Source organism: Gilvimarinus japonicus (assembly GCF_042847215.1).
In the GTDB taxonomy this organism is placed as follows: Bacteria; Pseudomonadota; Gammaproteobacteria; order Pseudomonadales; family Cellvibrionaceae; genus Gilvimarinus; species Gilvimarinus japonicus.
On the sequence record NZ_AP031500.1, the window covers coordinates 2,986,158 to 3,009,033 of the forward strand.

Below are 22,876 nucleotides of genomic sequence, written 5' to 3' on the forward strand. Positions count from 1 at the left end.
ACTGCCACGGCCATTGATTCCGTCATTCCAAATTCAAAATATCTTTTACTTCAGGCAACTCCCTATGAGCACGCAAATAAACAACTGCCGCTCGTGATAGCTTTTCCGTATCTCGTACCATACGACGCAGCTTGGCTTTTGCAGCTGCCACGTTATCATTGGCTTTTATTTTTATAATCTGTCGCTCGACCTCTAAACGCACTCTATTCCTGGCTCGACTTATCCGAGTTTCATGAAGATGAAATATTTCAATAGAATTCTCAACCTTTGACTTCTGCTTATCTGTCGCTTCTGGTTTAGCCACCGGCAAGCCGTCGTTATCAAACCAAAGTAGTTTTTCATCGTCCGGATTGAATGGATCGAGAAAGTAAGGGCGTTCATTGTGAATACTTTCCTGATCGGCAGGAACAAAGACTCTCTCCTCAGGATTTTCAAGAGGGAACCGGCATGCTTTACCACCTTCCGTCTCCTCAAAAACTCTGCGACTATTGCAGAATGTGCAAGCGCATCGATAGTTATCCCAATCGAAGGCCAACCACCAATAGCCTTCATGGCTATGTTCATCCTCTACCTTACTTTTGGGCCTGAAATGGTCAACCGGCATATCTGACCGTATTTCCTCGGCCTCACAATACCAACATTTACGTTTGTAACTATCAGGAAGAAGGTCATAAAAATCACGCCAAACGTTTGAAGAAGCAACTCTTTTAAGAATAGCTTTTCTTGACTCATGATCTGGAGCAGCAAGCAAACTAGCTTTTGCCTGACCTGCCATATCTCTCCAAGCCTGGGTTAAGCATTCCTCTATCTCATCTTTGCAAATCCAGCGCATTAATGTTTCTCCAACTTCTTAGAATGGTACTTCTCGCGGAGGAATTCAAAGTAATCTGGGTCATCCGCTGCAAGATTGAACCCTAGCACTTCCAGCTCAGAGTTAAGCCACGACAAATACTCTTCTTCAGTTTCAGGATCACGCCCCTCTTTTCGAACAATCTTTTCTTTAGATAATCTTTCTTGGGCTGCAAGAGAGTTTCTATCAGAAAGCATTTCATTCGTGTCATCATCTAGCGTTGTCTGAAGACCGAACATATCACTACGAAGTATGAGATTTATCCCCATTCCTCGTGGGTTTTCATCAGGCATACTGGCGGTAATTTTCTGATCCTCGTCTCGCCTCATAACCTGAACCTGCTCTCTCTTTAGCTCTGCAATAGCTAGAGGATGATGCGAAATCATCAGCAAATGACTGGCCTCGTGGTTAGGAACAAACTCACGCAGGAACCTCAAGTATTTCACGGCCCATGATGGATTAAGGTGCGTATCGGGCTCATCAAGTAAGAACAGTGAGTCCTTCCCTCCCGTAAATTTAAGCAACCCCAGAACGGTTAATAATTGCTGCTCACCTTCACTCAACTCTCTGAAAGTAAGCGGCTCCTCGCTACTAGATGTAATTACTCGAACACTAACCTCGGAAATTATTTCCGAAAGCAACGTACTTTCAAGCATTTTAAACAATTCGTCTGGGCTTAGATCTCTAGCAAACTCGCGAAGCGATTCTACATCAGGTAAAAATAAGTGCAGGAACTCGTTGCGAAGATTGCTTCCGGTCAAAGAGGTGTCTTCTTGGCGTGTCACTTTTACGGGAGATAACGTATACTTTATCAGCTCATCCAGAAATCGACGGACAACGCCTCGTGCTCCCCAGAACAACTCACCCACCTTCTTTGTCCAGCCAGGCCGCCTCATCACGAAATGAATACTATCCAAACCTTCAATACCCAAGTGCTCGCGCAAGAAGCTCTTTTCTGCACTATCCTCCTCTGATAAAAAAAAGGCCAACAACACAAACTGGCTATGGTGGGGCTTGGCGTAGAATAGCGGTCGGATATCGCCTTTTAAATCCAGCTCATCCTTTAGAAGACGACGATAAAAATCAGTCCGATGTTTCTTAAAATGGCTTTCCAGGCGGTCACTGGGGCCTGAGTAGTAGGCAAATACATAGTTAGGCAAATACGGCGCATTACCTTCTTTATCACGTTTCACTTTTGAGAACGGGACGACTTTTCCGGGAGACGCCTCACCAAACATGCTTTCAGTATGGTCGATTAGCGATAAGTCACGCACCTTAACTTGGTATTGCTTGGAGGTTGTTCCACGGCTCGGGTCAGCATCAATGGTGATCTCCACCCATCGCTCACTGTCCGGATTTGAACGGAGAGACTCGCCAAGTCGATAAGTTAGCTCATACGAAAAAGGCGGCGAAACCCCTAAATCGAGATTACGGAATATTGCCACCAAGGCTTCCAGTACGTTGGACTTACCCGATCCATTGCGGCCCACCACAACGGTCATTAGGTGATCTTCATCAAAGTCCACCTTCACATTCTCAAGGTTTTTGAATTGTGACCGAATATGTAATTTATCGACTTTCATCAGCTGCCCTTAGCGCTATGATTTTTTCGCCTCGACGGTTCCAGGCAAGGTGAACCAGTCCTGACCATCGTCGCTACGCTTAAGCTTGACAATAGATTTTTCAATGGCCATTGCCTCACGGATATCCAGAAAGAACCTCTCCAACTGATCAGTACTGCTGTCGCTTGGGTATCCCGCAGCTGCTAGCAATTGCTGGCCCGAGAGCGGTTTACCGGCCTCTTTTAATGCGTCAACGACTTTGATGATTTTTCTACTCATGCGGCTACCTTTGTTTCTTTCTACGGCACTACGCTTTGGCTTAGGCTGTTTTTTGATCATATCACGCTCGATTTTGATCTTTTCAAGCAAAGCCTCGGCGCTGTTGTCTCCGCTTATTAACTCTGGGTTAGAGGCGCGCCAGTCGACGGTGAGTTCACCGTTGAAAGCCTTGGTTAGAATAGATTGGGTAAGACTATTAACCCGCTCTAACGCAGCATTGGCTTTTTTTTCGATGTTGTCGGCAAAGGCGAAAACTTCTTCGACGCGACGAACAATCTCAGTTTGTTCTTCAGTTGGAGGAACTGCAATTAGTAGATTGCTAACATCACCAACTCTATAATGCTTAACACCAGTACCTACGGCAATGCCCTCTGAACGTTTTCTAAAGTTTGGATCCATTAACGCTATCAGCAAAAATTTTGCAGGTACATACTTTTCAATAGGGCGAATAAGCATCGTTCTTTGACCTAGGCACAACTTATGCTTAGGTGGAATAATTGCTGCTTCCCCCATAGGGGCTTCACGAGTAAACATGATGTCACCCGGCTCTGGTGGGCACCGGCGGGACCAATATTCGTATGTTTCATCAGATACGAATCTCAAATTCTCCCAGACAAATTTACCATCCCGAATATTAGACGTTCTGATTAGGGGTGTACCCTTTTCAGCGTAAGGAGCCGTTTTGTTGTGGCAATCGACTATCATTAACACACTATCTTCGAGTTGACTCCACAACCACGTTTCAGGCAACTTGTCATTCTTATATTTAATTACTTTGGAACTATCCTTAAGCCGCCTTAAAATACGTTTTACTTCGTTATGATCTGAATTCTTATCAAGCCAAATTTTTTTCTCGTCGTGGATATCTTGTAGAACATTATCCTTATATTCATTTTGATTCCTCCATTCCTCAGTCAATTTCCCACTCATTGCGGCGGCGAGGACGGATTGGCGGAAGGTTTTTAGGATTTCGGGGATACGTTCGAGGCGGGCTTTCGTGGTTTCCACCTGTGCCAGCAGGGTGTCAAGTTTGTCGGCGATGACTTTTTGTTCGGCTAACGGGGGGAGTGGAAACTCATAAGTCTGAACATCAATAGATTTGGCTGCGGGATAAAGTGCACCTTGAACAACTCCGCTGATTGAATCAATAAAGTGCTTCGAACGAGTCAATGCAAAAATATAATGACCATCGACCAATAGTGCTTTGATAACCTCAAACCCTGTTGAAGCTATCTGACCATCATATTTAGCCGGAACGTACGCGACAGCATTTAAGTTAGGTCTAGTTAAAGATACTAATACATCTCCCGTATTAACAATCTTCCTAGCTCGGCTGGGTGCATCTTTACCTAATAAGCACTGTGGTGACTCAATACGCTTTGAGTCCCTATTAATACTACCTATATCAATGTAATTGAATGTCTCATCTTGAACCGGCTTCCGCTGAGCCCCCTTAATAGAAACATCCGCAATGCTCGCGAGGCACCATCCTTTTGGGAGTTTAGCATCTTCCATTAATAGTCCTCCAACGCGGCCAGCAACCCGTCCAATTCACCCAGCGCCGCTTCCAACTCCCCCTTTGCCTCCCTAGCCAGCACATCCGGCTCGGGTAAATCCGCCGCATCCACACTGTCTTTGTCTTTTAGCCAGCTAATATCCAGCGAGTCGCCTTTGGTGTTGGCAATCCACTCGCGACTAAAGCAGCGCCAGCGGCTATGGGCTAACTTATCATCCACATTTTTATTTTCCGCGGCGGCTTGTTTATCCACGGCGATTTCTTCCGCACCAAAGCTGTATTCGCCTTCGGTGCGTTTACTGGTGCCATCAGCCTTTTTACCGAAGACCTTCTCAAAAGGTGCCAAATGGCTATCGCCAAAGGGGGTGCGTTTACCAAAGCTGGGCATATTGGTGCGCAGGTCGTAGACCCAGACGTTTTTAGTGCAGTTTTCTTCCTGCTGTTTGTCTTTGGCACTGCCCTTAGTAAAAAACAGCACATTGGTTTTTACGCCCTGGGCGTAAAAAATACCGGTGGGCAGGCGCAGTATGGTGTGCAGGTTGCATTTGTGCATTAAATCGCGGCGTACGTCGGTGCCTACACCTGCCTCAAACAAAACGTTGTCCGGCAGTACCACGGCGGCGCGGCCACCGGGTTTTAGGTTGCGGTAAATATGCTGTAAAAACGCCAGTTGTTTGTTACTGGTTTTAAAGGTGAGGTCGTCGCGGGTGTTGGAGGCCTCGCCGCCTTTGCTGGTGCCAAAGGGCGGGTTGGCGAGAATAATATCGGCGCGGGGCAAGGCTTTGCCGGCTTCGCCCAGCGCATTACCCAAATGCACTACGCCTTCATCGTCACCCTCCATGCCATGCAATAGGCAATTCATCAATGACAGGCGGCGGGTGTTGGGCACCAGTTCTATGCCCACAAAGGCTTTATTTTTTTGAAACTTGGCGTCTTTGGCGGATAGCTCAAAATAGTCGTCGGTTTGCTCGCGCATATATTGGTCGGCAGCGACCAAAAAGCCTGCGGTACCCGCCGCTGGGTCTTGAATCACTTCGCCCACTTGCGGCTTTATGCAGCGCACCATGCTGTTAATAAGGGCGCGCGGGGTAAAGTACTGGCCCGCGCCGGATTTCGTCTCGCTGGCGTTCTTTTCCAGTAGGCCTTCGTACAAATCACCCAGGCCGTCTTTTTGCGCGCTAAACCAGTCTATTTGATCTAGCGTTTTAATCATTTGCTCCAAATGGCGCGGCTCGCGCAGGCGGGTTTGGGCATCGGCGTAAATAGCGCTAATAAGCGGGTCTTGATGCACCAGCTTGCCATTGGCGTCTTTACCGGTACTTAGGCTAAGCAATATGCGTTTGTAGTCATCCAGTAAGTTAATGCCGGATTGTTCGTTAATATCCGTCCAGCGGCAGCCCTCGGGCAGTGGGTGGCGCTCCAGCACGCCCGCCTCGGTGTTTTCGTGCACCATTTTAATAAACAGCAGCAGTACCAGCTCGGTGACGTAATCGGAGTAGTTAATGCCGTCGTCACGCAGTACGTCGCACAGATTCCAGAGTTTTTGAACAATGTCGTTGTTGGTCATTTTGTTACGTTATTCCTGATTCAAAATATCGATATAAGCGCTATAGGCAAAGACCCGGTTGCGCTTTTGGCCGGTCAGTTCGCGCACTAAGGCGTGTTGCGGCTGTGAAAGTAAATCCATTACCTTGCCAGCGGTGGCGGCGGTAATATTGCCGTGCTTTACCAGTGTGTTGATATTGGCAATCGGGTATTCAAACAGCACATCCAGCACTTGTTGCGCGGAGGCGGCCATACGGCCTAGCCCGGCGAGCTGTTCCCGATGCTGTTGGCGCAATGCATTTAGCTGCTGCGCCGTAGCTACCGCTTGAGTGGCGGTGTCGGCCACGGCATCCACAAAAAACAAAAGCCACGCCTCCCAGTCACCGGTTAGGCGTACTTGCTGTAAGCGCTCGTAATAAACCTGGCGATGCTTTTTAAAGAATACCGACAAATAAAGCAAAGGCTCGCTTAAGACATTGGCTGCTACCAAAACAAGGGGGATGAGTAAGCGCCCCACCCGACCGTTACCGTCCATAAACGGGTGAATGGTTTCAAACTGCACATGGGCCAGGGCAGCTTTGATGAGCGCGTCGGTAGGCTCGGGCACGTCGTTTAAAAAACGCTCCAGCTCAGCCCAGCAATTGGCTAGCTCATTGGCAGGTGCCGGCACGAAAGTGGCTTCATCGGCACGGTGACCGCCTATCCACACCTGATTTTTACGGAACTCACCGGGGCCTTTGCTAATGCCCCGGCCCGAGGTCATCAGCGCCTTGTGCAACTCGGTGAGCAGACGAAAGGTAATGGGGTGGCCCTCGCGAATGCGCTCTACGCCCAAGGCGAGGGCATTGACGTAGCAAGAGACCTCTTGCACATCGTCCATGGGTACGCCGGGCAGCCCTTCCATTTCGTAGAGCATCAGGTCGCTGAGGGACGATTGAGTGCCCTCGATTTGCGAAGACATAACCGCCTCTTTACGCACATAGCTGTAAAGAAACAGGCGAGCGTCTGGCAACAGGGTGCTGATGGCATCCAGCCGGCCCAGAGCCAGCATGGCTTGATTGATACGGCCTTGCAGCTTATTAGACAGCTGCAACGGCGGCGCAGGCGGCAGCGGTGCCGGTACAAACGCTTGGCAATGCACACCACCGGCGATACTGGCTACATAATGACCGGTTAAACCACGTTCCATTCAGCCTCCCACAGGCTCCAAAGTTAAAATAAGCGCAGGCGTTAATTTAACTTAAACGTGAAAATAAAATAAGGGGTGATGTTAATTTAACTTGTCGATGGCATGGGCATATTTATTGGATATGCCTAAAAAGTGCGAAAAATTAGACATATTTTTGGGATATGTATAGAAAACCGCAGTTTATATACATGTCCGTAAAAGCATCGATTAGGCCCGATCTTGCTCCCAAAGGGCGTCATTGAGCGCCTCAAGCACCGTATCCAATTGATTATTAAGGATTTTATCAAACTGCTTGGCACCCCCCTTCTCGCCGAAGCGGTTGTTAATAAAGTCGCGGTCGATAATGACCTCGTGCACCAGCTGCTTAGAAAGCCGCTCCAGCCAGTTACGCTGGTTGGGCGTCCAGCTGCGGCTTTGGTAAATGCGCTGCATGGCCTGGGCGACTCGCTGCTCGAAGGGGACTAGAGGCTCACCTAATGCTGCGCGGCGTATATGGCCAACAATACTGGCGGCAATGTCTTGATTGGTTTGGTTGCGTACGGCGCTTTGCAGCTTGGCCTCGGAATAGCCTGCGCCATCAAGCAGCAGCTTCACCTCTTTTAGTTGCTCGCGGGTAAGGTTGCGGGGTTTGTTCACCACCACCGCCAGGGCGGCGCTTTGGTTAACCTGCTCGTTAATAAATTGGTTAAAGCTGTCCAGATAGTCTTCTGGCTTTTCGTGCTGGCCGTAGCTTTGGGTACGGTCGCGAATTTCATCGTGATGCTCGGAAATCACGGGCTGATATTCACTGCCCAGCAAGCTGTTCACCTCGGCCAGCTGATTGACTAAGCCGCTGTGCTGGGTGATAAAAGCGGCCGCTTGCTTGGGCCCCAATTGATGCAAGTGTTGGTGCAGGTTTTTGGGCTCAACGCCCCACAGACCGTGCAGCTCGTCGAGCTTTTGTTTTAGCGCGGGCTTGGTTTCGGACTTTTTCTGGGCTTTGCGCAGTACCCGCATGACTTTTTGGCTTAGCTGGCTGAGCACCACATCAGCTTGGCTCTGGTCGGGTATATCACCGGGTGTATTTAAGGCACGCTCTAGTTGTTCCGGGTTGGTGATTTCATCGGCCAATTGCTCCAAGGTAATATTGGGGTTTTTCACCAGTGGCTTCATGGTGTTCACACTGCTGAGTGCGGCGTAAATATCCACCGGGTCGTAAATGCGGAACACGGTTTTGCCAATATCGTCGCAACGGCGGGTGGCACGGCCGATCATTTGCTCGTACAAAATGCGTGATTTCACCCGACGCATAAACACTAAGTTACAAATGGCGGGCACATCGATGCCGGTGGTGAGCAAATCCACGGTAATGGCAATGTTTGGGTAACGCTCGTTTTTGTACTGGCGGATCAACTGGTCCACTTTATCGCTTTGGCCGGTAATTTTGGCCACCGCTGCTTGATTGTACTCGCCGTTGTACAGCTCCTTAAAGGCCTCATCTAAAAGGCGCTTTACCATATCGGCGTGCAAGTCAGTTGCACAGAAAATCATGGTCTTTTCATCGCCGAAGGGGTCAAGCTCGTTGACCAACTGCTGGCAAATAACGCGGTTAAAGTTTTCGTTAATGACACGGCGGTTAAAGGCATCCACCTCAAAGTTCAGTTCGTCGTCTAGTTCGGCGCTTTGCACTTCGCCGGTTTGGGTATTTATCGCGCTGACCTTTTCGCCTTTGGCAAAGGTAATGCCTTTTTGGGTCAGTAATGTTTCGTAACGGATGGGTGGCTCGTGATCAATGAGCCAGTCGTCGGCCACTGCCTCGCGGTAGGAGTAGGTATAAACGGGTTTACCGAAAATCTCGCTGGTGTGTTTGGCGGGCGTAGCGGTTAAACCGATTTTAACCGCATCAAAGTAGTCCAACACGCGGCGGTAGCTGGAGAGGTACTGGCTGGCATCGCGCGTGGCCAACTCGCCCTCGGTCATTTCCTGATCCAGGGTATAACCACGGTGGGCTTCATCCACAATAATGCAATCAAACTGATCCACAGGTGGCGGGTTGTCGCTCATAAAAATCCGCTTCACCATTGCCTGCACGGTGGCCACCTGCACGCGGGTTTCCACCTCGGCGGCCATATCGCCCAGCTCGGCCACGTTATAGATTTTAGACAGGGTATGATTTTGCTCCAGCGGCGCTTCATTAAAGGCGTCTAAGGCCTGCCGCCCCAAGGCGGAGCGATCCACCAAAAACAAAATACGCTTGAAGCGCTCGGCTTTCAAAAAGCGGTACATCAAACCAATAATGGTGCGAGTTTTACCCGTGCCTGTCGCCATTGCCAAGAGCGCACTGCGTATTTCTTTGGCCAGCGTATTCTCAACAGCGGTAATGGCTAGTTGCTGGTAGTCACGCAGTTTTAGGTACCCGAAAGGCTCTACTTCTAGCTTTCGCTGGGCGTCCTCTTTACTGCGTTTTAATCGGTCGGCCAGCCCGTCCGGGGTGTGAAACTTTTGCAGCGCAACCTTGGTGTTGGAGGCAAGTCGCACATCGCGAAACCAAGTGCCGGACTGCTCAGCCAGCTGCGGCACGTAGGGGCGGCCATTGCAGGAGTACACAAACGGTATTTTGTAGTGGCCTTCGGCTTCATCGGGCCAGGCAATGGTTAAACCCGCCAGCTCCCACGCGCCCTGCATGGCAGGCGCCAAATTAAAGCCCCGGCTGTAGCGCTCGGCTTGGGGGATTTTACCCGCGACATTGGTGTTCTCTTTTTTGGCCTCCACCACGGCCATAGGCACCAAACCTGCGAACAGTACGTAGTCCGCCCTGCCCTTTTTGCCGTTCAGTTCGGTAGGCCACTCGGCAATAGCAAGGTTTTTGCCTTTTTCAGGCCGAGTGCCTTTTTGAAAGGTCAGAGCCTCGCTATCCGCCTGCCAACCCGCCTCGGTGAGCTGTTGATCAATGAGTATTCGGGTTAAGGCTTCATCCAGCACAATGTGCTGGGTTGCCGCCTGAGTATTGCGGTTGAGTGTTTGGCGTTGGGAGCTTTGGGCTTTTTCATCCTGCGCGGCTATCTGCTCCTGCAGGGCTTTAATTTTGGCTTCGTAGTCTTGCCGCTGATGGTTAATCGCCTGCTCGTGCACGGCTGCTTGTTCGGCTAGTGCGCGGGACTCTTCATCCATGGCGCACGCCAGCGCTTCGTACTCATCCTTTTCTTTGGCGATAAGCTCGTTTAGCTGCTGGCTTGAATTCAAGTCGATATTGGCTTGCTGTAAATCACCTTTAAGCGCGGTAATTTCATTTTGTAACTTGCGCAGCTGCTCACTTGGGTCGGCTGGGGCCACAAAAGGACTGGGCTTAAATCGAGTGCCTTCTTTACCAAAAGACTGATGAAACCAAATGGCCAGCTTGCGCGCGACCACTAAGCCATTAATGGCTTCTTTGTGCTGGGTTTTGAATTGGTGGGTGGCTTTGTTGCCTTCAATACGCAGGGTATGGAACAACTCCCGCACCACTGGCTCAAACTTGAGTTCACGACTTAAACGGTATAATAAATCTGCCTGGGTGGTTTGCTCATCGAAGTTCACCCCAGCCAAAGCGGCAATATGCTGCGCCAGGGCTTCGCCCAGCTGACGTAATTTTATGAGTGTGGTGTTGGGGTCACTGATAAAGGCCCGTTCGGCCGCAAAAGCTAGCTCAACGAAAAGCGGGTCGTGCTCCGATAAGAACGCGAAGTTACTGACTTGGCCCGAAGTTGTCATTAATCAGAAGCTCCGTTTCATTTATTCGCATAATGATTGCACGGCTTATGGACACCATGAACTTTCCACCCAGGCAAACTTATGCGCCACAACGCCTCCTCGGAGATTATCATTTTGCACGCGAAACTGAAACATGCAGACTTTATTTTGAACTCAAATCAGATCCAGATCTGGATCCAGTGTGGCGCTAACTGAATAGAAGTCCACCAGCAAGATCATTTGAAACCTCTAGCAATACTTTAACTCCTCTCTCAGCGCAGCCTTTTCCGCAACACAATCTCCCACAATTGCGTAAACTGTGCCCCCCAACCCCCCCAACTCGGAAGCAACAATGCGCGGTATGTCCAGTAAATTGCCCCCTGCGGCGCCCGACCCTTCTGTGCCCCGGCTGAACCTGCGGCAGGTGTGGGGCTATATCTGGCCTTATCTGTGGGATTACAAATGGCGGGTTGGGCTTGCCATTGCGGCGCTGTTGGCGGCTAAAGGGGCGACGCTGGCTATGCCCTGGGCGCTGAAGCATATTGTGGATGGGGTGGACCGAAGCCTACAGCCGGAGCTGGTATTACCCCTGGCCTTTTTGTTGTTTTACGGGTTTTTGCGCTTTGGCGGGGTGTTTTTTGGTGAGCTGCGCGATGCCATTTTCAGCCGGGTGACCGAGCGGGCCATGCGCCGGATTGGGCTACGGGTGTTTCGGCACTTGCACCGGTTGGAGTTAGATTTTCACCTTAGCCGCCAGACCGGGGGCATTAGCCGCGATATCGAGCGCGGCACCAGTGCCATCAGTTTTTTGATGCGCTTTTTGATGTTCAATATTGTTCCCACCTTGTTTGAAATTTTTATGGTGGCGGCGATTTTTACCTTTGCCTTTTCTGCCTGGTACGCGCTGATTATCCTAACGGCGGTGGCGGTTTATATTGGCTTTACGGTGTTTACCACCGAGTGGCGTACCCGCTTTGTGCGCGAGGCCAACCGCGCGGACTCCTCTACCAATACCCGAGCCGTGGACAGTTTGCTCAATTACGAGACGGTTAAGTACTTTAATAACGAGAACTTTGAGGCGCAGACGTACGATCAGTTTTTGGCCGAATGGGAACAGGCCAAACTAAAAAACCGCCTATCGCTGCTGGCGCTGAATTCGGGGCAGGCGCTGATTATCGCCGCCGCCATTACCGGCATGATGATAATGGCGGCCCAGTCGGTGATTACCGAGGAGATGACCCTGGGCGATCTGGCCATGGTCAATGCCTATATGATCCAGTTGTTTATCCCGCTGAATTTTCTCGGGTTTGTCTACCGGGAGATGCGCCGGGCGCTGACCGATTTGGAAAATATGCTGGGGCTTTTAAAAAGGGCGCCGCGCATTGTGGATGCGCCCGACGCCGAGCCTTTACAGGTGACTGCCGGAGAAATTGCGTTTAAGAATGTGGCCTTTGGCTACAGGCCCGAGCGGGCCACTTTTACGGATTTGTCCTTTCGCGTGGCGCCGGGCCAACGGCTGGCGATTGTCGGCGCCTCGGGCGCAGGCAAAAGCACCATCGCGCGGTTGCTGTATCGCTTTTACGATGTGGACGGCGGCTCCATCGCCATTGATGGGCAGGATATTCGCAAGGTGACCCTGGGTTCACTGCGCCGAGCCATCGCCGTAGTGCCACAGGATACGGTACTGTTTAACACCAGCATTCGCGCCAACATTGCCTACGGTAACCCCGACGCCCCGGACGAGGCCATCGACCGGGCCATTACCATGGCGCACCTAGATGGGTTTATCGCCGCCCTACCCGACGGTGACAATACTCTGGTAGGCGAGCGGGGTTTAAAAGTGTCGGGCGGTGAGAAACAGCGCATTGCCATTGCTCGGGTGCTGCTTAAGGGCGCGCCTATTTTGGTGTTTGACGAGGCGACCTCGGCATTGGACTCCCATGCCGAAGCGGCGATACTGACCGCTATGCTGGAGGTGTCCAGCGGCCACACCAGCTTGGTGATTGCCCACCGCCTTTCCACGGTGGTGGACGCGGATCAAATACTGGTGCTCGATAACGGCCAACTGGTAGAACAAGGTAGCCACCACGAGCTACTGCAGCGCGGTGGCCGCTATGCACAACTGTGGGCTGTGCAGCAGCCAGAGCCGCGTTAGGCACGGAAACTCCGGATGGCGACGGATTTACTAAGCTTTTCAAGCGAGTTTTCCCGCGCTATTTGATTCGAAAATCCTTATGCAGATGGCTCCAATGGTGTTTTAATTTTTGTTTGTGTTGGTCATTCATTGGCAAAGCCTTTATTGCCTCTGGCCAAATGTTGCGAGCCTTTTCTATAACATCATTCAAATGGGGGTTAATGGCGCGCCAGGGAATGTCAGCACGATCAGCCCATGACTTAAAATGCTCCATTGAGACGTCATACCAGCCTTTAGTCTTACCTAGATTAAGCGCAAAACTCTGCTCGCCGTCGATATATACGCTCGTGGTAACAATATCGTAAGCTGGCGAAAGCCTTGGAGTGATTTTATCGGGATATATTAGGCTCCAATTTTTTAAGTGGGCATCGCCATTGGCGAGAAGGATGTTAACCAGCAATCGCCTGGCAAACTGTTGCGCATCGGCCAAGCCATCTCCCGAGTAAGCGTAAACAATACGGCCAATTTGCTCGTAGTTTGCCGAGCTGTATTTTTCGTGGGGATATTTAACCAATACCTGGGCAAAGTCTTCCATGTGGATACGAGTATTGATATCACGATCAAAACGTTTAATGGCAAAGGCGAGGTTTTCATCGGGCAGGTTTATCTGCGGGAGATTCTCGAGCGTATTTAGCTCGACCAATTTTATCTCTGGAATGTCGATGCCCACTAACTGCGCCAGTGTCATTGCGGTATATTCATTTACCGGTACATCTTTGTGCTTGGTGGATGGGGTTTTGATAATCCAATCACCCAGTACATTGCCATGGGTAAGAGTGAAGCGCCCGTCTTTCTCCTTCATGGAGAACTTCATCTGAACACCGGCTAACGAAAATTTGTTGCCCGTGGATAGCTTTTCAAGCTTTATTACTTTCACCTTGCCGTGAGCATTTAGAATGCTCGCGGGAACTTCATCTGGCTCCATCGGCTCTGCTATCAATGCACCGGGTAGATCAGCCCCGAGATTCGACAGAAGATGAAATTCGCTGTCGACATGAACTTTAAGCCCCTGCGCCATCAACTCTCGTAAGGCCCCCTCGGGCAGTAAATTGGACAATGTTGGGGGCAACCTTTGGTGTCTTGCCCAAGGTTCAGACATGACTTTTTCAGAACGGGGAAACGCCGGGTGGGTAATCAAGCTCAAGGTAGGCCGGCCCGCATCGTACTTAAACTCCTCGGCAAAGCTCAGCACATTTTTACCGCTCTGAAACCCCACCAAATAACCCACCAACCTTTCATGCAGGCTTAGCTTGAGCACGTTGATTTGCTCGGCTCGGCCATCGCTCATGATTCATCCCCCAGCAAGCCTTGCCAGGGATCATCGGAAAGACGCTTTTTTGTTTCTTCTTTTACTGGCTTTCTCGCTTGAGAGCTAGGCTCATTCTGCTCCAGCAGCGCTTTAACAGCGTTTAGCTTTTCTTTGGGTATAAGTATGAGTTCACTGCTTAAACCTTGCGATATTAACTCCAGTGTATCTAGCCTGGGGTTTCCTTTGGACTCCAGACGCTGATATTGCTGACGAGATACGCCGACTCGTAGCAACATATCGCTCTGTTTAAGGCCTAGCGTCAATCGTCGCTTTTTTATCTGCTGGAGTATTGAATTCATCTTAGTAAATACATAGGTTGCTTTTGGTCTCGATAGCAACACTTTAGTTGCCTTAATCTAAAAAAGCAATTTATGAGATTCTTTTTTGCGGCTTGCAACGCCAAAAGCAACTAAAGTGTTGCTTTTGGCGTATTCAGTGCGAGATATCCATCGGCTGGCCATCTTTCGGGGCTTTGCCGGCTCAGGCAGATCGACTAGGCCACCCACTCCTCCATCCCCACAACCTCAGCATAGGCAAACGCCAAAGCCGCCATAGACGACGCATGCACTTGCGCCGCCGGAATGTTCACGCCGTTAAACTCCAAGTCGAGCGTGGCACAGGCATCATGAATGACGGTGACTGAGTAACCTAAATCGGATGCCGCGCGGGTGGTGGCTTGAATGCACATATGGCTCATGGCGCCGATAATAACCACCTGCTTTACCCCTTGCGCTTGCAGGTAATCGTGCAGGTCAGTTTTTAAAAACGAGTTGGGGTAGTTTTTGAGTATCACCTTTTCGCCTTCGGCAGGCCTCACCTTGGGGTGAATAGTAATGCCGTCGGTGCCTTGGGTAAAAAAGGGCGACTGCGGATCGGGCTCCTGGTGGTGAATATTGACTACCACATCGCCGTTGGCGCGGGCTTTCGCCATCACTTTAGCCGCATTGTCGGCGGCGGTATTAATACCCTCTAGCAGCATTTTGCCGCCGGGGAAGTATTCGTTTTGAATGTCCACAACAATTAAAGCTTGCTTGCTCATGCGTATCTCCTGTCGGTTGGTGTTTCTCAATCGTCATGGACAGTGTGCGCTCAAACCGACATACTGCGAAGTGGCATATTTGACAATCTAGAAGGCGATAGTGACATATGACTAGTAAGCCAATCGACATCGCCCTCATTCTGTATTCGGGTGCGCAGCAGGCGGCCATACTGGGGATGACAGACCTGTTTGAAACGGCAAACCGGATGGCGGCGCGTGAGGCTACGGGGCTTTCGTTAGCGGTTAGCCAGTGGCAGCCCTATAAAAACGTACCGCCAAAACCAGTTGCGGGTGCTCTGGAAAACACGCCTGCGGCGATTATTTTACCCCCTACCCTGGAAGACCCAGCACAAGTGCCTATATCGGCGCCGTTTATTGATTGGTTGAACGACAGCCATAGTCAGGGGGCGGTGATTTGCTCGGTGTGTGGCGGGGCTTTTTTACTGGCACGCAGCGGTATCTTGCACGGCCGCACAGCTACCACCCACTGGATGTTTACGGAAAAGGTAGAGGCACTTTACCCACAGGTGCGCTGGGCCACCGAGCGCTTAATTGTGGATGACGGCGATGTGATTACCGCTGGGGGCGCCATGTCGTGGACAGATTTAGGGCTGCGCTTAGTGGAGCGGTTTTTAGGGGCGCGGATTATGCTAGACACCGCCCGCACCCTGTTGATTGACCCGCCGGGGCGCGAGCAGCGTTACTACCGCCCGTTTGCGCCCCGGCTTAAGCACGGCGACAAAGCCATTTTAACGGTGCAACACTGGCTACAGAGCGTTGATGGCAAAGAATCTTCCGTGGCCGTGTTAGCGGCCAAAGCCGGCTTAGAAAAACGCACTTTTTTACGGCGCTTTCAGCGGGCGACTGGACTGACCAGCACCGACTACTGCCAACACATTCGCGTCAGTAAAGCGCAAGACGCGCTGCAATTTAGTCGCACACCGATCGAAACCATCGCCTGGGAGGTAGGTTATAGAGACCCGGCCTCGTTTCGCAAAATATTTACCCGTATTGTCGGCTTAGGGCCGGGGGAGTACCGTAAACGCTTTAGCGTGCAGGCTAAATGACACGCCCACGCTTTAAGGGCATTAATTCCGCTATTAGCTTTGCTACGTATTGTTCGCAAACGCCGCGTTAGAGCGACGAGCAAACAGCACCCTTGCCTTTCGCCCGCCATTAAGCACTTGCCCAATCACGCTCGCGCGCACCAGCAAGTCATACAGCAGCAAAGATACCGCAATGGTAATACCCGAGATTAGCGTAAGTTTTACGCCCCAGTGCCAAGGGGTTTCGGCAAACGCAATTTGCAGCCATATAACAATAGGCAGATGAATTAAATACAGCCAATAGGAGGAATCGGCAAGGTAGCGCACCGTTTTACTGGGGCGGTTAAACAAACGTTTAAAAGCACCGATAGTTAGTGCCACCAGCGACCACATCATAACCGCGTAGCTGAATAAAAAGAGCGCTTTAATCAGCGGATATTGTGGGTGACCAGGCTGCCCCTCAAACCCCGATAAGAATACGGCGGCCATACTAGCAACTACCCCGAGAAACACTTTGCCAACACTAATACGGCCAAAGGCCTCGATGACATTACCTTGGCGATGCAGCAACCAACCTAGCGCAAAAAAACCGCCGTAAATAAACAGCACCGGCCATTGTGGCCCGAGAGATTTGTCGGGTGTATCCATGCCCCACTCACCCATAAACCAGAGGCAAGCGACCGTAGGTATAGCGGCAACGATAAACGCTAAGCGCGAGTGGGCCAACCAATGTACGACAGCATCGACCCGCTGGGTAAGCGCTCGATAGCTGCGCGGATGCCAGACAACGATCTGGCGCATTAGCAAAACAGCGGCGGTCGCCAACAACAAGTAGTACAAAAACCATAGGTGCGTACCGGTAAAAGCCGCGTTTAAAGAACCCAATACCACGTTAAAGCCCTCATTTAATGAGGCGATAATAGCAACCTCCCCACGCAAGCTTTGCATGCCCATCACCCACCCCGACACCAGCAGCGGGCGCAATAAAAACCAGCCTGCCACAAAGGGAATAACAATGCGGATAAACCTCGACTGTAAAAAGCCCGCGGCGCCTTTGCGATGAAACGTCATATGGCTAAAAAAACCGGCCACCAAAAAAAATAGCGCCATACGAAAAGAATGACTAATCAGCATAAAAATGCCCACCAGCGCGCTGGTGGATACATCCATTACCGCCCAGCCGATATACACCGGCAAAAACGATAAACTGGCGTGAAAAACGATGCCCAACAACAACGCAAACGCGCGCACGGCATCAAGGTAATCTAAGCGTTGAAGCGCTTGGTTTGACGTAGTCATGGCAACGACCCGTAGTAAAGGTGAAGGTATGTTGCGGAGCCGCCCATTCGGCGCCCCGCTACACGCTCGGTTACCTATTAATAAAAGCTGACAGAATCCAATGACACATCAAAGGGTTCTGGCTGCACGGCGTACGCGACTATACTGATACCGTTTACTGTTTTGGGGTTAAGTGGCGTCTGCTCGGACCAGGCACGTTTTAACGATACGAACGGCACCTTTACCTCGTGAAACTCGCCATCTTGAGTGACCGTAATGGGGGCGGCGTGATAGTCAAAGTTAGTGACCTCAGTGCTGTTAACAGAAACCGACAGGTTGCCTTTAGTGAGCTTTACCCGTAACACCAACCCCTCGTAAGGGCTAGCGTCCTGTGCGCCTCCCTCTATGTCGAGCGGCAGTACGTAGCTCACCCAACCCAGTTGGCCACGGGCGGGCACAATCTCGCCCTGAAGGGTAACCACGCCCCTCTCTACACTTTGCGTTGCACTGGACCCACCGCCCATCACGGCATCGGTGAGCAGCTGGCGCGGCAGGTTAAGTTGGTTATTGGCGGCATCATCAAAGGTATCGATGTGAGGCGCGAGCGGTGCGGCAAAGGCGCTGCTGGCACAAACCACAGCGGCCATAAAAGTCAGTTTTTTAAGTATGGTTACCTTAGCTGGTTTAAACCTTGTCATACTGTGTGCTCCTAATGAAATAATGGGTGGCTCGGAATTCTCCAACGAGTGCGAGCAAGCTGTTGCTATAAACCCGGCCAGAAAAACACGCCGGTACATAAGCCTCGGGGTATAAGTGCCTTGAGCAAAACAAAAGGTGACAAGTTTTTATAAAAAATCAGACAAAAAATTAATTTAATAAAAACCGTCACCTTTTACCGACAAATAGGCACTTATACCTTTTAAGCCAGACAACAAAGCTATGGGCCTTTTAAAAAAGCGTGTTAACTACAAAGAGTCAGCCGATACCAACCTGGTGCTGGCATCCATCGGTGGGGACCGCGACGCCTTTGGCGAAATCGTCGGCCGCTACCAAAGCCTGCTGTGCTCGCTTGCGTACTCAGCGGTGGGCGACTTAAAACACAGTGAAGATATTGCGCAGGAGACCTTTGTCGAGGCTTGGCGCAAGCTAGATACTCTGAGTGACCCGGCCAAACTTAAAGCGTGGCTCTGCGGTATTTTGCGCTTTAAAATCAGCCGCTACCGGCGCAAAGAAACCCGCCACGCGCCCCAGCCCACAGACGAGCTGCACGAGCAGGTGGCTGAACACAGCCGAGTGGATGACGTGGTGATACAAGAGCAAGAGCAAGCCCTACTCTGGCAAGCGTTGCAGCAACTGCCCGAGACCTACCGCGAGCCACTAGTTTTGTTTTACCGCGAACAGCAGTCGGTCGAGCATGTGGCGGCAGAGCTGGAGTTATCGGAAGACGCGGTAAAGCAGCGGTTGTCGCGCGGGCGCAAAGCGCTGCAAAAAGCCATGATCACCTTTGTGCAAGACACCCTTGCCAAAAGCAAGCCAGGCGCCCCCTTTACCATGGCGGTGTTACTGGCCATTAGCACTATATCGGCGCCCAAAGCCAAAGCGGCTTTGTTTAGCGCTGGCGTCGCGCACACTGGCAACGCCATCAAGTGGGGCAGCTTGCTGACAGTAATGGCGTCTTTTTCGGGGGTGATCGGCTCGTTTTTTAGTGTGCGGGCAAGCCTCGCGCAATCGCGCACCGAGCGTGAGCGGCGCGCTACCCTTAAAATAGTAGCTTTGTATTTTTTAGTGGCGGCGGTTTTTGTCGCCGGTATGTTTTTGCTTAAGTATGTGGCACTGGCAAGCACGGCCTATCAAAGCCTTTACGCCTTGGGCTCGCAGCTTATGGTATTTGGGTTTATTGCCGCCTATCTAGCGTTGTTAACGCACATGCTTATCAGCCAGCCGCGGCTGCGAGCACAAGAACGCCAACGTCAGCCCGAGGCTTTTCTCGCCGAGTATGATCAGGTGAATTCCAAGCGGCGCGAATACAAAAGCCGGCTTTCGCTTTTTGGTATTCCTATTATTCACGTCAAGCTGGGCTTGCCCGAGTTGCATGAGAAACCCGCCTTTGGCTGGATTGCCGGTGGCGATAGAGCCTACGGGTTAGTGTTTGCCTGGGGCGGCTTGGCAGTGGCACCTATTAGTGTCGGTATTGTATCGCTAGGCGTGATAACGGTTGGCGCGTTAGGGTTTGGCGTTCTCGCCGCCGGCACCGTTGCCGTTGGGGTTATCGGCTTTGGCGCCTCGGCCATCGCTTACAAGGCCTACGGATCGCTCTCAGCGCTTGGCTGGGAGAGCGCATGGAGTGGCAGCTTTGCCATCGCCAAAGACGCCGCTATCGGCCCTATCCCCTTTGCTACGCTGACCAATAGCGAGCCCGCCGCCGACATCGTTCAGCTTACCGCGCTGAGCCAAAACCACCTATGGGTGCTGGGCGCCATGAGCATACTGGTGATCACCCCCGCTGTATGGCACTCCAATATGGTGCGCAAACGCATAGCGGAACAACACAATAACGCGGAGTAATAACGCCTATCCAGCATCCCCCTGCCGTATTATTGCGGCATACTAGAAAGCCTTGCAAAACTTGGGCGTTATTGCACATAAAAAGCCCACCTCCTTCGAGGTAGGCTTTGACTTATATGGCTCAGGATGATGCGAATAACAACGCCAACCATTTGATTTAAAATAAAATAGGCTTATTCGAGAAACAGCAACACCCACGCACTATTTTTGTTGCTTTGAAAATAATTTAAATACTGGTGGGAGAAGAGATCTCTTCACGAGCTTTTCGCAGTTCGGCAGCGCGCTTCAATTGGGCCTGCTGGCGCTCGGTAGCTTTTTTAAGGACGTCAGAGTACACGCGCTTTTTTTCGCGAGAGGACGCGTTGCGAATAAAATCGGAGAATGGCGTGGAAGCCACCTTTTCTGATGAGCCAAATAACTTCATATTTCCAGTTTAGCAGAAAATTGTACCTTTAAGGTATCCAACAAAGAGGCGGGAGTATACTTTTCGTCCAGATAATGGTCAATCCTGTCGATATTAGCCTTATAACTTCGGGTGGTGTTATCGCTATTCTTAAGCAATAAATCTATCTGTATTCGGCGCCCAAAGTCTACCTTTAACTGATTAACTACCTCCCGAGCAGCGAAGTACTGATCAACAAACCGCTCCAACGGTATTCTTCTGCCTTCGTCAACCTCTCGAGCTTCTACAAATTCCCACGCTAATAGGGGTTTCTGATAAACGTACTGGATCAATACAAACCTATGGCGGTTTAGAGAGCGGGCAATATTCTTATGTGCTTGGTCATAATTGGAAAGAGTCCCGTCCAACACAAAACTTTGCCCACTCTTGATGGCCAGATCATGTATCTTATTAACAATAATAGACACCGCCCCCTGGAAAAGATAACTATTGTCCCCGCTATAGTGCGGAAAACGCTCGCGCAGCTCATCTGGGTCTATCCTGAGAACACCAGTCTCCGGGGATGTAAACTTTTCGATCAACTCAATCGAAGCTTCTGTTTTTCCTGCCCCAGGCGACCCTGCCATAAACACAGATACTGGGGAGATCTCTGAAGGAAAAGCCTTTTTGCAGGTGAGCTCCTTTGCTATCTGGCCTTTATTGCACCTAGCAAACTCCTCAGCCTCTTCTTTTATTTTTTGCTCTGTGGCACTCAGCTCCATGGCTATTCCGCCGGCCAAAATACCCGAATTAGGGGCAGCAAAGCCCTGCCCTCTAAGTCGAAGCTTTCATAGTGGGCCACTATTAAGTCTGAGAGATCATCCATATCAACCAAGGTGAGCGGGAAGGTGCAGCGGTCGGCCTCATAGCGGGCTTCTCGGGTAAAACCACCGGAGCTGACAAACAAACCCGAGTCACCTTCACGCAAAGTTCCAATAAATCCACGAATAGAAGGTGCGCCCATAGCCCCGTCCCGATGTTTTACCTCAGCTTTTATACGTGGCTGGGTGAGGCCCAGGCCATCTGGTGAGGCTATTACATCTACCCCCCGGTCCGGGCCTTTGGGGGAGACTTTAGCTTTGTAACCCATAGCCCGTAGGATGGCGGCTACCATCTCCTCCATCTCTTCGGGCAGAAGTGAAGCGAGCTTGTCTTTGATCAGCTCGTGGCTCTTGCCGATCACTTCGTCTTTCAGTAGCTCAAAGCTGCCCGACTCCTCCAAAGCCTCCTCTGGCGCCTCCACTTTACGGGGTTTACCAGATAAGGCGGCACGCATCTCAGCAATGACATCATCGCTGACCGAGAATAATGTGAGTGTGGAGCCCAAAGAGTTTTTGGCCGACTGGCTAAGGGCGTCACGGTTGACCCGACCTCTCCAGTTCACTACACGCAACTGAGGATAGTCGCCCACTTCATCTGGCTTATAGATGTACTGACCTTGATCTACGCCAATCAGGTACTGCCGGGTTTCCGTGTCATAGCTGACAATGGTGTCGCCTTTTTTGATATGGTCGCGAAACTTGAGGATCATTGCCACTGCGTTGGCCATAGCCTGTGGTTTCGACTGGGTAAATTCTCGAAGATACGCTTCTTTCAAGGCATCGGTAGTTTTATATTGGGTTAGCTCACCAAGGCGCGACCATCCAATGGCCGCGTAGCCTTTAGACTCAAAGTCTTCGATATAGGTACCACCACGCCCAGCGCGGATCATCCAGCTATTAGACATTTTCAGTTCCTTCAGAAATCGATTTACCCGCCAGCAACTCGAATATCACTTGAGCAAATTATTTAGTTTTATCCAGACTAGCTCGTAGCCACATTACTGGATCTTGGTGCGCCTCGCTGCTGCCTAGGATAACGTCGTATATGGTTTTGGGAAAGTCGCCTAGCATAGCCTGACCGCGGGTGTTGTTGGGGATTTGATGCATGACCGCCTGACTCTCAGGTAATAAATAGGATCAGATAAAAGGTATGCCGTTCCGAGCCTACGCCACAGAGATCGCCTTTTATCTCACTGGATCAGTTTTACCCGCTCCCTTGGACTAGGCCGCGCGCAAACACGCTCTGTAATACCCAAAAATACGTTGGATCGCGGGAAGCTTTGGACTCTTTAAGAGGGAGCAGAAACGAAAAGTCCGCATTACGGCGGGCTTGCGGCCGGTATCGGACTAACCAGAACTTTGATACGGCGCATTCAGGGCTCGCTCTGCTCGATTCTAAACGCCCTAGAACTTGGTGATCCAGCGCCACCATTTATGGCGCGTGGGACTACGCCCAGCGGCTCAGGCGCGCCAATGTACCCCAAGCTGCCGAAACTGCCGGGATCAATGCCGCGACTGCCAGTAAGCAAAAGA

Annotated in this window: 17 protein-coding genes; 3 read left to right on the plus strand and 14 right to left on the minus strand. The window is 51.0% G+C overall.

Translation table 11 applies throughout. The features are described 5' to 3' along the window. Nucleotides 1–22: 22 nt before the first annotated feature. The 6 genes from ACGHAD_RS12720 to hsdR all read right to left on the minus strand — a co-directional run bounded on the left by ACGHAD_RS12720 (nt 23) and on the right by hsdR (nt 10,670). A complete protein-coding gene (locus ACGHAD_RS12720) occupies nt 23–832 on the minus strand; it encodes a hypothetical protein (RefSeq protein ID WP_382418410.1) in 810 nt (269 codons plus the stop codon). After that, the gene (locus ACGHAD_RS12725) at nt 832–2,433 is read right to left on the minus strand and encodes an AAA family ATPase (RefSeq protein WP_382418408.1); all 1,602 of its coding nucleotides are present in this window, start codon (nt 2,431–2,433) and stop codon (nt 832–834) included. Before ACGHAD_RS12725 ends, ACGHAD_RS12720 begins: the two co-directional genes overlap by 1 nt. Nucleotides 2,434–2,448: 15 nt before the next feature. Beyond that, nucleotides 2,449–4,206: a restriction endonuclease subunit S gene (locus tag ACGHAD_RS12730; RefSeq protein ID WP_382418406.1), complete on the minus strand. Its 1,758-nt coding sequence runs from the start codon at nt 4,204–4,206 to the stop codon at nt 2,449–2,451. Beyond that, entirely contained in the window at nt 4,206–5,774 is a 1,569-nt protein-coding gene (locus ACGHAD_RS12735; RefSeq protein WP_382418404.1) for an N-6 DNA methylase, read from the minus strand. Before ACGHAD_RS12735 ends, ACGHAD_RS12730 begins: the two co-directional genes overlap by 1 nt. A gap of 9 nt (nt 5,775–5,783) precedes the next feature. Beyond that, nucleotides 5,784–6,941, minus strand: a complete 1,158-nt coding sequence (locus ACGHAD_RS12740; RefSeq protein WP_382418402.1) for a Fic family protein — start codon at nt 6,939–6,941, stop codon at nt 5,784–5,786. A gap of 207 nt (nt 6,942–7,148) precedes the next feature. Then, nucleotides 7,149–10,670: a type I restriction-modification system endonuclease gene (gene hsdR, locus ACGHAD_RS12745; RefSeq protein WP_382418400.1), complete on the minus strand. Its 3,522-nt coding sequence runs from the start codon at nt 10,668–10,670 to the stop codon at nt 7,149–7,151. Nucleotides 10,671–11,001: 331 nt separating this feature from the next. Here hsdR and ACGHAD_RS12750 point away from each other — a divergent pair, with 331 nt between their 5' ends. Continuing rightward, the gene (locus tag ACGHAD_RS12750; protein ID WP_382418398.1) at nt 11,002–12,804 is read left to right on the plus strand and encodes an ABCB family ABC transporter ATP-binding protein/permease; all 1,803 of its coding nucleotides are present in this window, start codon (nt 11,002–11,004) and stop codon (nt 12,802–12,804) included. A gap of 58 nt (nt 12,805–12,862) precedes the next feature. Here the strand turns inward: ACGHAD_RS12750 and ACGHAD_RS12755 are convergent, their stop codons facing one another. From ACGHAD_RS12755 to ACGHAD_RS12765, 3 genes are all read right to left on the minus strand, one after another. After that, nucleotides 12,863–14,131 carry a type II toxin-antitoxin system HipA family toxin gene (locus ACGHAD_RS12755; RefSeq protein WP_382418396.1) on the minus strand — a complete coding sequence of 423 codons (1,269 nt, stop codon included), beginning with the start codon at nt 14,129–14,131 and terminating at the stop codon, nt 12,863–12,865. Then, complete coding sequence (locus ACGHAD_RS12760) at nt 14,128–14,451, minus strand: helix-turn-helix domain-containing protein (protein WP_382418394.1); 324 nt, start codon at nt 14,449–14,451, stop codon at nt 14,128–14,130. The genes ACGHAD_RS12755 and ACGHAD_RS12760 overlap by 4 nt, the downstream gene beginning before the upstream one ends. Nucleotides 14,452–14,645: 194 nt before the next feature. Beyond that, nucleotides 14,646–15,191, minus strand: coding sequence for a cysteine hydrolase family protein (locus ACGHAD_RS12765; RefSeq protein ID WP_382418392.1), 546 nt, complete (start codon nt 15,189–15,191; stop codon nt 14,646–14,648). A 107-nt stretch (nt 15,192–15,298) separates the two neighbouring features. Between ACGHAD_RS12765 and ACGHAD_RS12770 the strand changes: the two genes are divergently transcribed. Continuing rightward, nucleotides 15,299–16,258, plus strand: coding sequence for a GlxA family transcriptional regulator (locus ACGHAD_RS12770; RefSeq protein WP_382418390.1), 960 nt, complete (start codon nt 15,299–15,301; stop codon nt 16,256–16,258). Between the two features lie 42 nt (nt 16,259–16,300). Here ACGHAD_RS12770 and ACGHAD_RS12775 read toward each other — a convergent pair whose 3' ends face one another. Beyond that, nucleotides 16,301–17,536 carry an acyltransferase family protein gene (locus ACGHAD_RS12775; protein ID WP_382418388.1) on the minus strand — a complete coding sequence of 412 codons (1,236 nt, stop codon included), beginning with the start codon at nt 17,534–17,536 and terminating at the stop codon, nt 16,301–16,303. Nucleotides 17,537–17,613: 77 nt separating this feature from the next. Further along, nucleotides 17,614–18,213 carry a CIA30 family protein gene (locus ACGHAD_RS12780; RefSeq protein ID WP_382418386.1) on the minus strand — a complete coding sequence of 200 codons (600 nt, stop codon included), beginning with the start codon at nt 18,211–18,213 and terminating at the stop codon, nt 17,614–17,616. A 241-nt stretch (nt 18,214–18,454) separates the two neighbouring features. Here ACGHAD_RS12780 and ACGHAD_RS12785 point away from each other — a divergent pair, with 241 nt between their 5' ends. Then, the gene (locus ACGHAD_RS12785) at nt 18,455–20,080 is read left to right on the plus strand and encodes an RNA polymerase sigma factor (protein WP_382418384.1); all 1,626 of its coding nucleotides are present in this window, start codon (nt 18,455–18,457) and stop codon (nt 20,078–20,080) included. A 226-nt stretch (nt 20,081–20,306) separates the two neighbouring features. Here the strand turns inward: ACGHAD_RS12785 and ACGHAD_RS12790 are convergent, their stop codons facing one another. From ACGHAD_RS12790 to ACGHAD_RS12800, 3 genes are read right to left on the minus strand one after another with little or no spacing between them, the layout of a single operon-like run. Next, the gene (locus ACGHAD_RS12790) at nt 20,307–20,504 is read right to left on the minus strand and encodes a hypothetical protein (RefSeq protein WP_339618104.1); all 198 of its coding nucleotides are present in this window, start codon (nt 20,502–20,504) and stop codon (nt 20,307–20,309) included. After that, nucleotides 20,501–21,244 carry a zeta toxin family protein gene (locus ACGHAD_RS12795; RefSeq protein ID WP_339618103.1) on the minus strand — a complete coding sequence of 248 codons (744 nt, stop codon included), beginning with the start codon at nt 21,242–21,244 and terminating at the stop codon, nt 20,501–20,503. The genes ACGHAD_RS12790 and ACGHAD_RS12795 overlap by 4 nt, the downstream gene beginning before the upstream one ends. A gap of 2 nt (nt 21,245–21,246) precedes the next feature. Beyond that, on the minus strand, nt 21,247–22,248 hold the full coding sequence (locus tag ACGHAD_RS12800) for a restriction endonuclease (protein WP_382418381.1): 1,002 nt from the start codon (nt 22,246–22,248) through the stop codon (nt 21,247–21,249). Nucleotides 22,249–22,876: the final 628 nt, after the last annotated feature.

Coding starts and splice junctions, on each gene's coding strand:
- ACGHAD_RS12755 (WP_382418396.1), bottom strand. CDS start 14,131: ATGAGCGATGGCCGAGCCGAGCAAATCAACGTGCTCAAGCTAAGCCTG.
- ACGHAD_RS12725 (WP_382418408.1), bottom strand. CDS start 2,433: ATGAAAGTCGATAAATTACATATTCGGTCACAATTCAAAAACCTTGAG.
- ACGHAD_RS12760 (WP_382418394.1), bottom strand. CDS start 14,451: ATGAATTCAATACTCCAGCAGATAAAAAAGCGACGATTGACGCTAGGC.
- ACGHAD_RS12770 (WP_382418390.1), top strand. CDS start 15,299: ATGACTAGTAAGCCAATCGACATCGCCCTCATTCTGTATTCGGGTGCG.
- ACGHAD_RS12790 (WP_339618104.1), bottom strand. CDS start 20,504: ATGAAGTTATTTGGCTCATCAGAAAAGGTGGCTTCCACGCCATTCTCC.
- ACGHAD_RS12765 (WP_382418392.1), bottom strand. CDS start 15,191: ATGAGCAAGCAAGCTTTAATTGTTGTGGACATTCAAAACGAATACTTC.
- hsdR (WP_382418400.1), bottom strand. CDS start 10,670: ATGACAACTTCGGGCCAAGTCAGTAACTTCGCGTTCTTATCGGAGCAC.
- ACGHAD_RS12735 (WP_382418404.1), bottom strand. CDS start 5,774: ATGACCAACAACGACATTGTTCAAAAACTCTGGAATCTGTGCGACGTA.
- ACGHAD_RS12775 (WP_382418388.1), bottom strand. CDS start 17,536: ATGACTACGTCAAACCAAGCGCTTCAACGCTTAGATTACCTTGATGCC.
- ACGHAD_RS12730 (WP_382418406.1), bottom strand. CDS start 4,206: ATGGAAGATGCTAAACTCCCAAAAGGATGGTGCCTCGCGAGCATTGCG.
- ACGHAD_RS12785 (WP_382418384.1), top strand. CDS start 18,455: ATGGGCCTTTTAAAAAAGCGTGTTAACTACAAAGAGTCAGCCGATACC.
- ACGHAD_RS12780 (WP_382418386.1), bottom strand. CDS start 18,213: ATGACAAGGTTTAAACCAGCTAAGGTAACCATACTTAAAAAACTGACT.
- ACGHAD_RS12750 (WP_382418398.1), top strand. CDS start 11,002: ATGCGCGGTATGTCCAGTAAATTGCCCCCTGCGGCGCCCGACCCTTCT.
- ACGHAD_RS12720 (WP_382418410.1), bottom strand. CDS start 832: ATGCGCTGGATTTGCAAAGATGAGATAGAGGAATGCTTAACCCAGGCT.
- ACGHAD_RS12740 (WP_382418402.1), bottom strand. CDS start 6,941: ATGGAACGTGGTTTAACCGGTCATTATGTAGCCAGTATCGCCGGTGGT.
- ACGHAD_RS12795 (WP_339618103.1), bottom strand. CDS start 21,244: ATGGAGCTGAGTGCCACAGAGCAAAAAATAAAAGAAGAGGCTGAGGAG.
- ACGHAD_RS12800 (WP_382418381.1), bottom strand. CDS start 22,248: ATGTCTAATAGCTGGATGATCCGCGCTGGGCGTGGTGGTACCTATATC.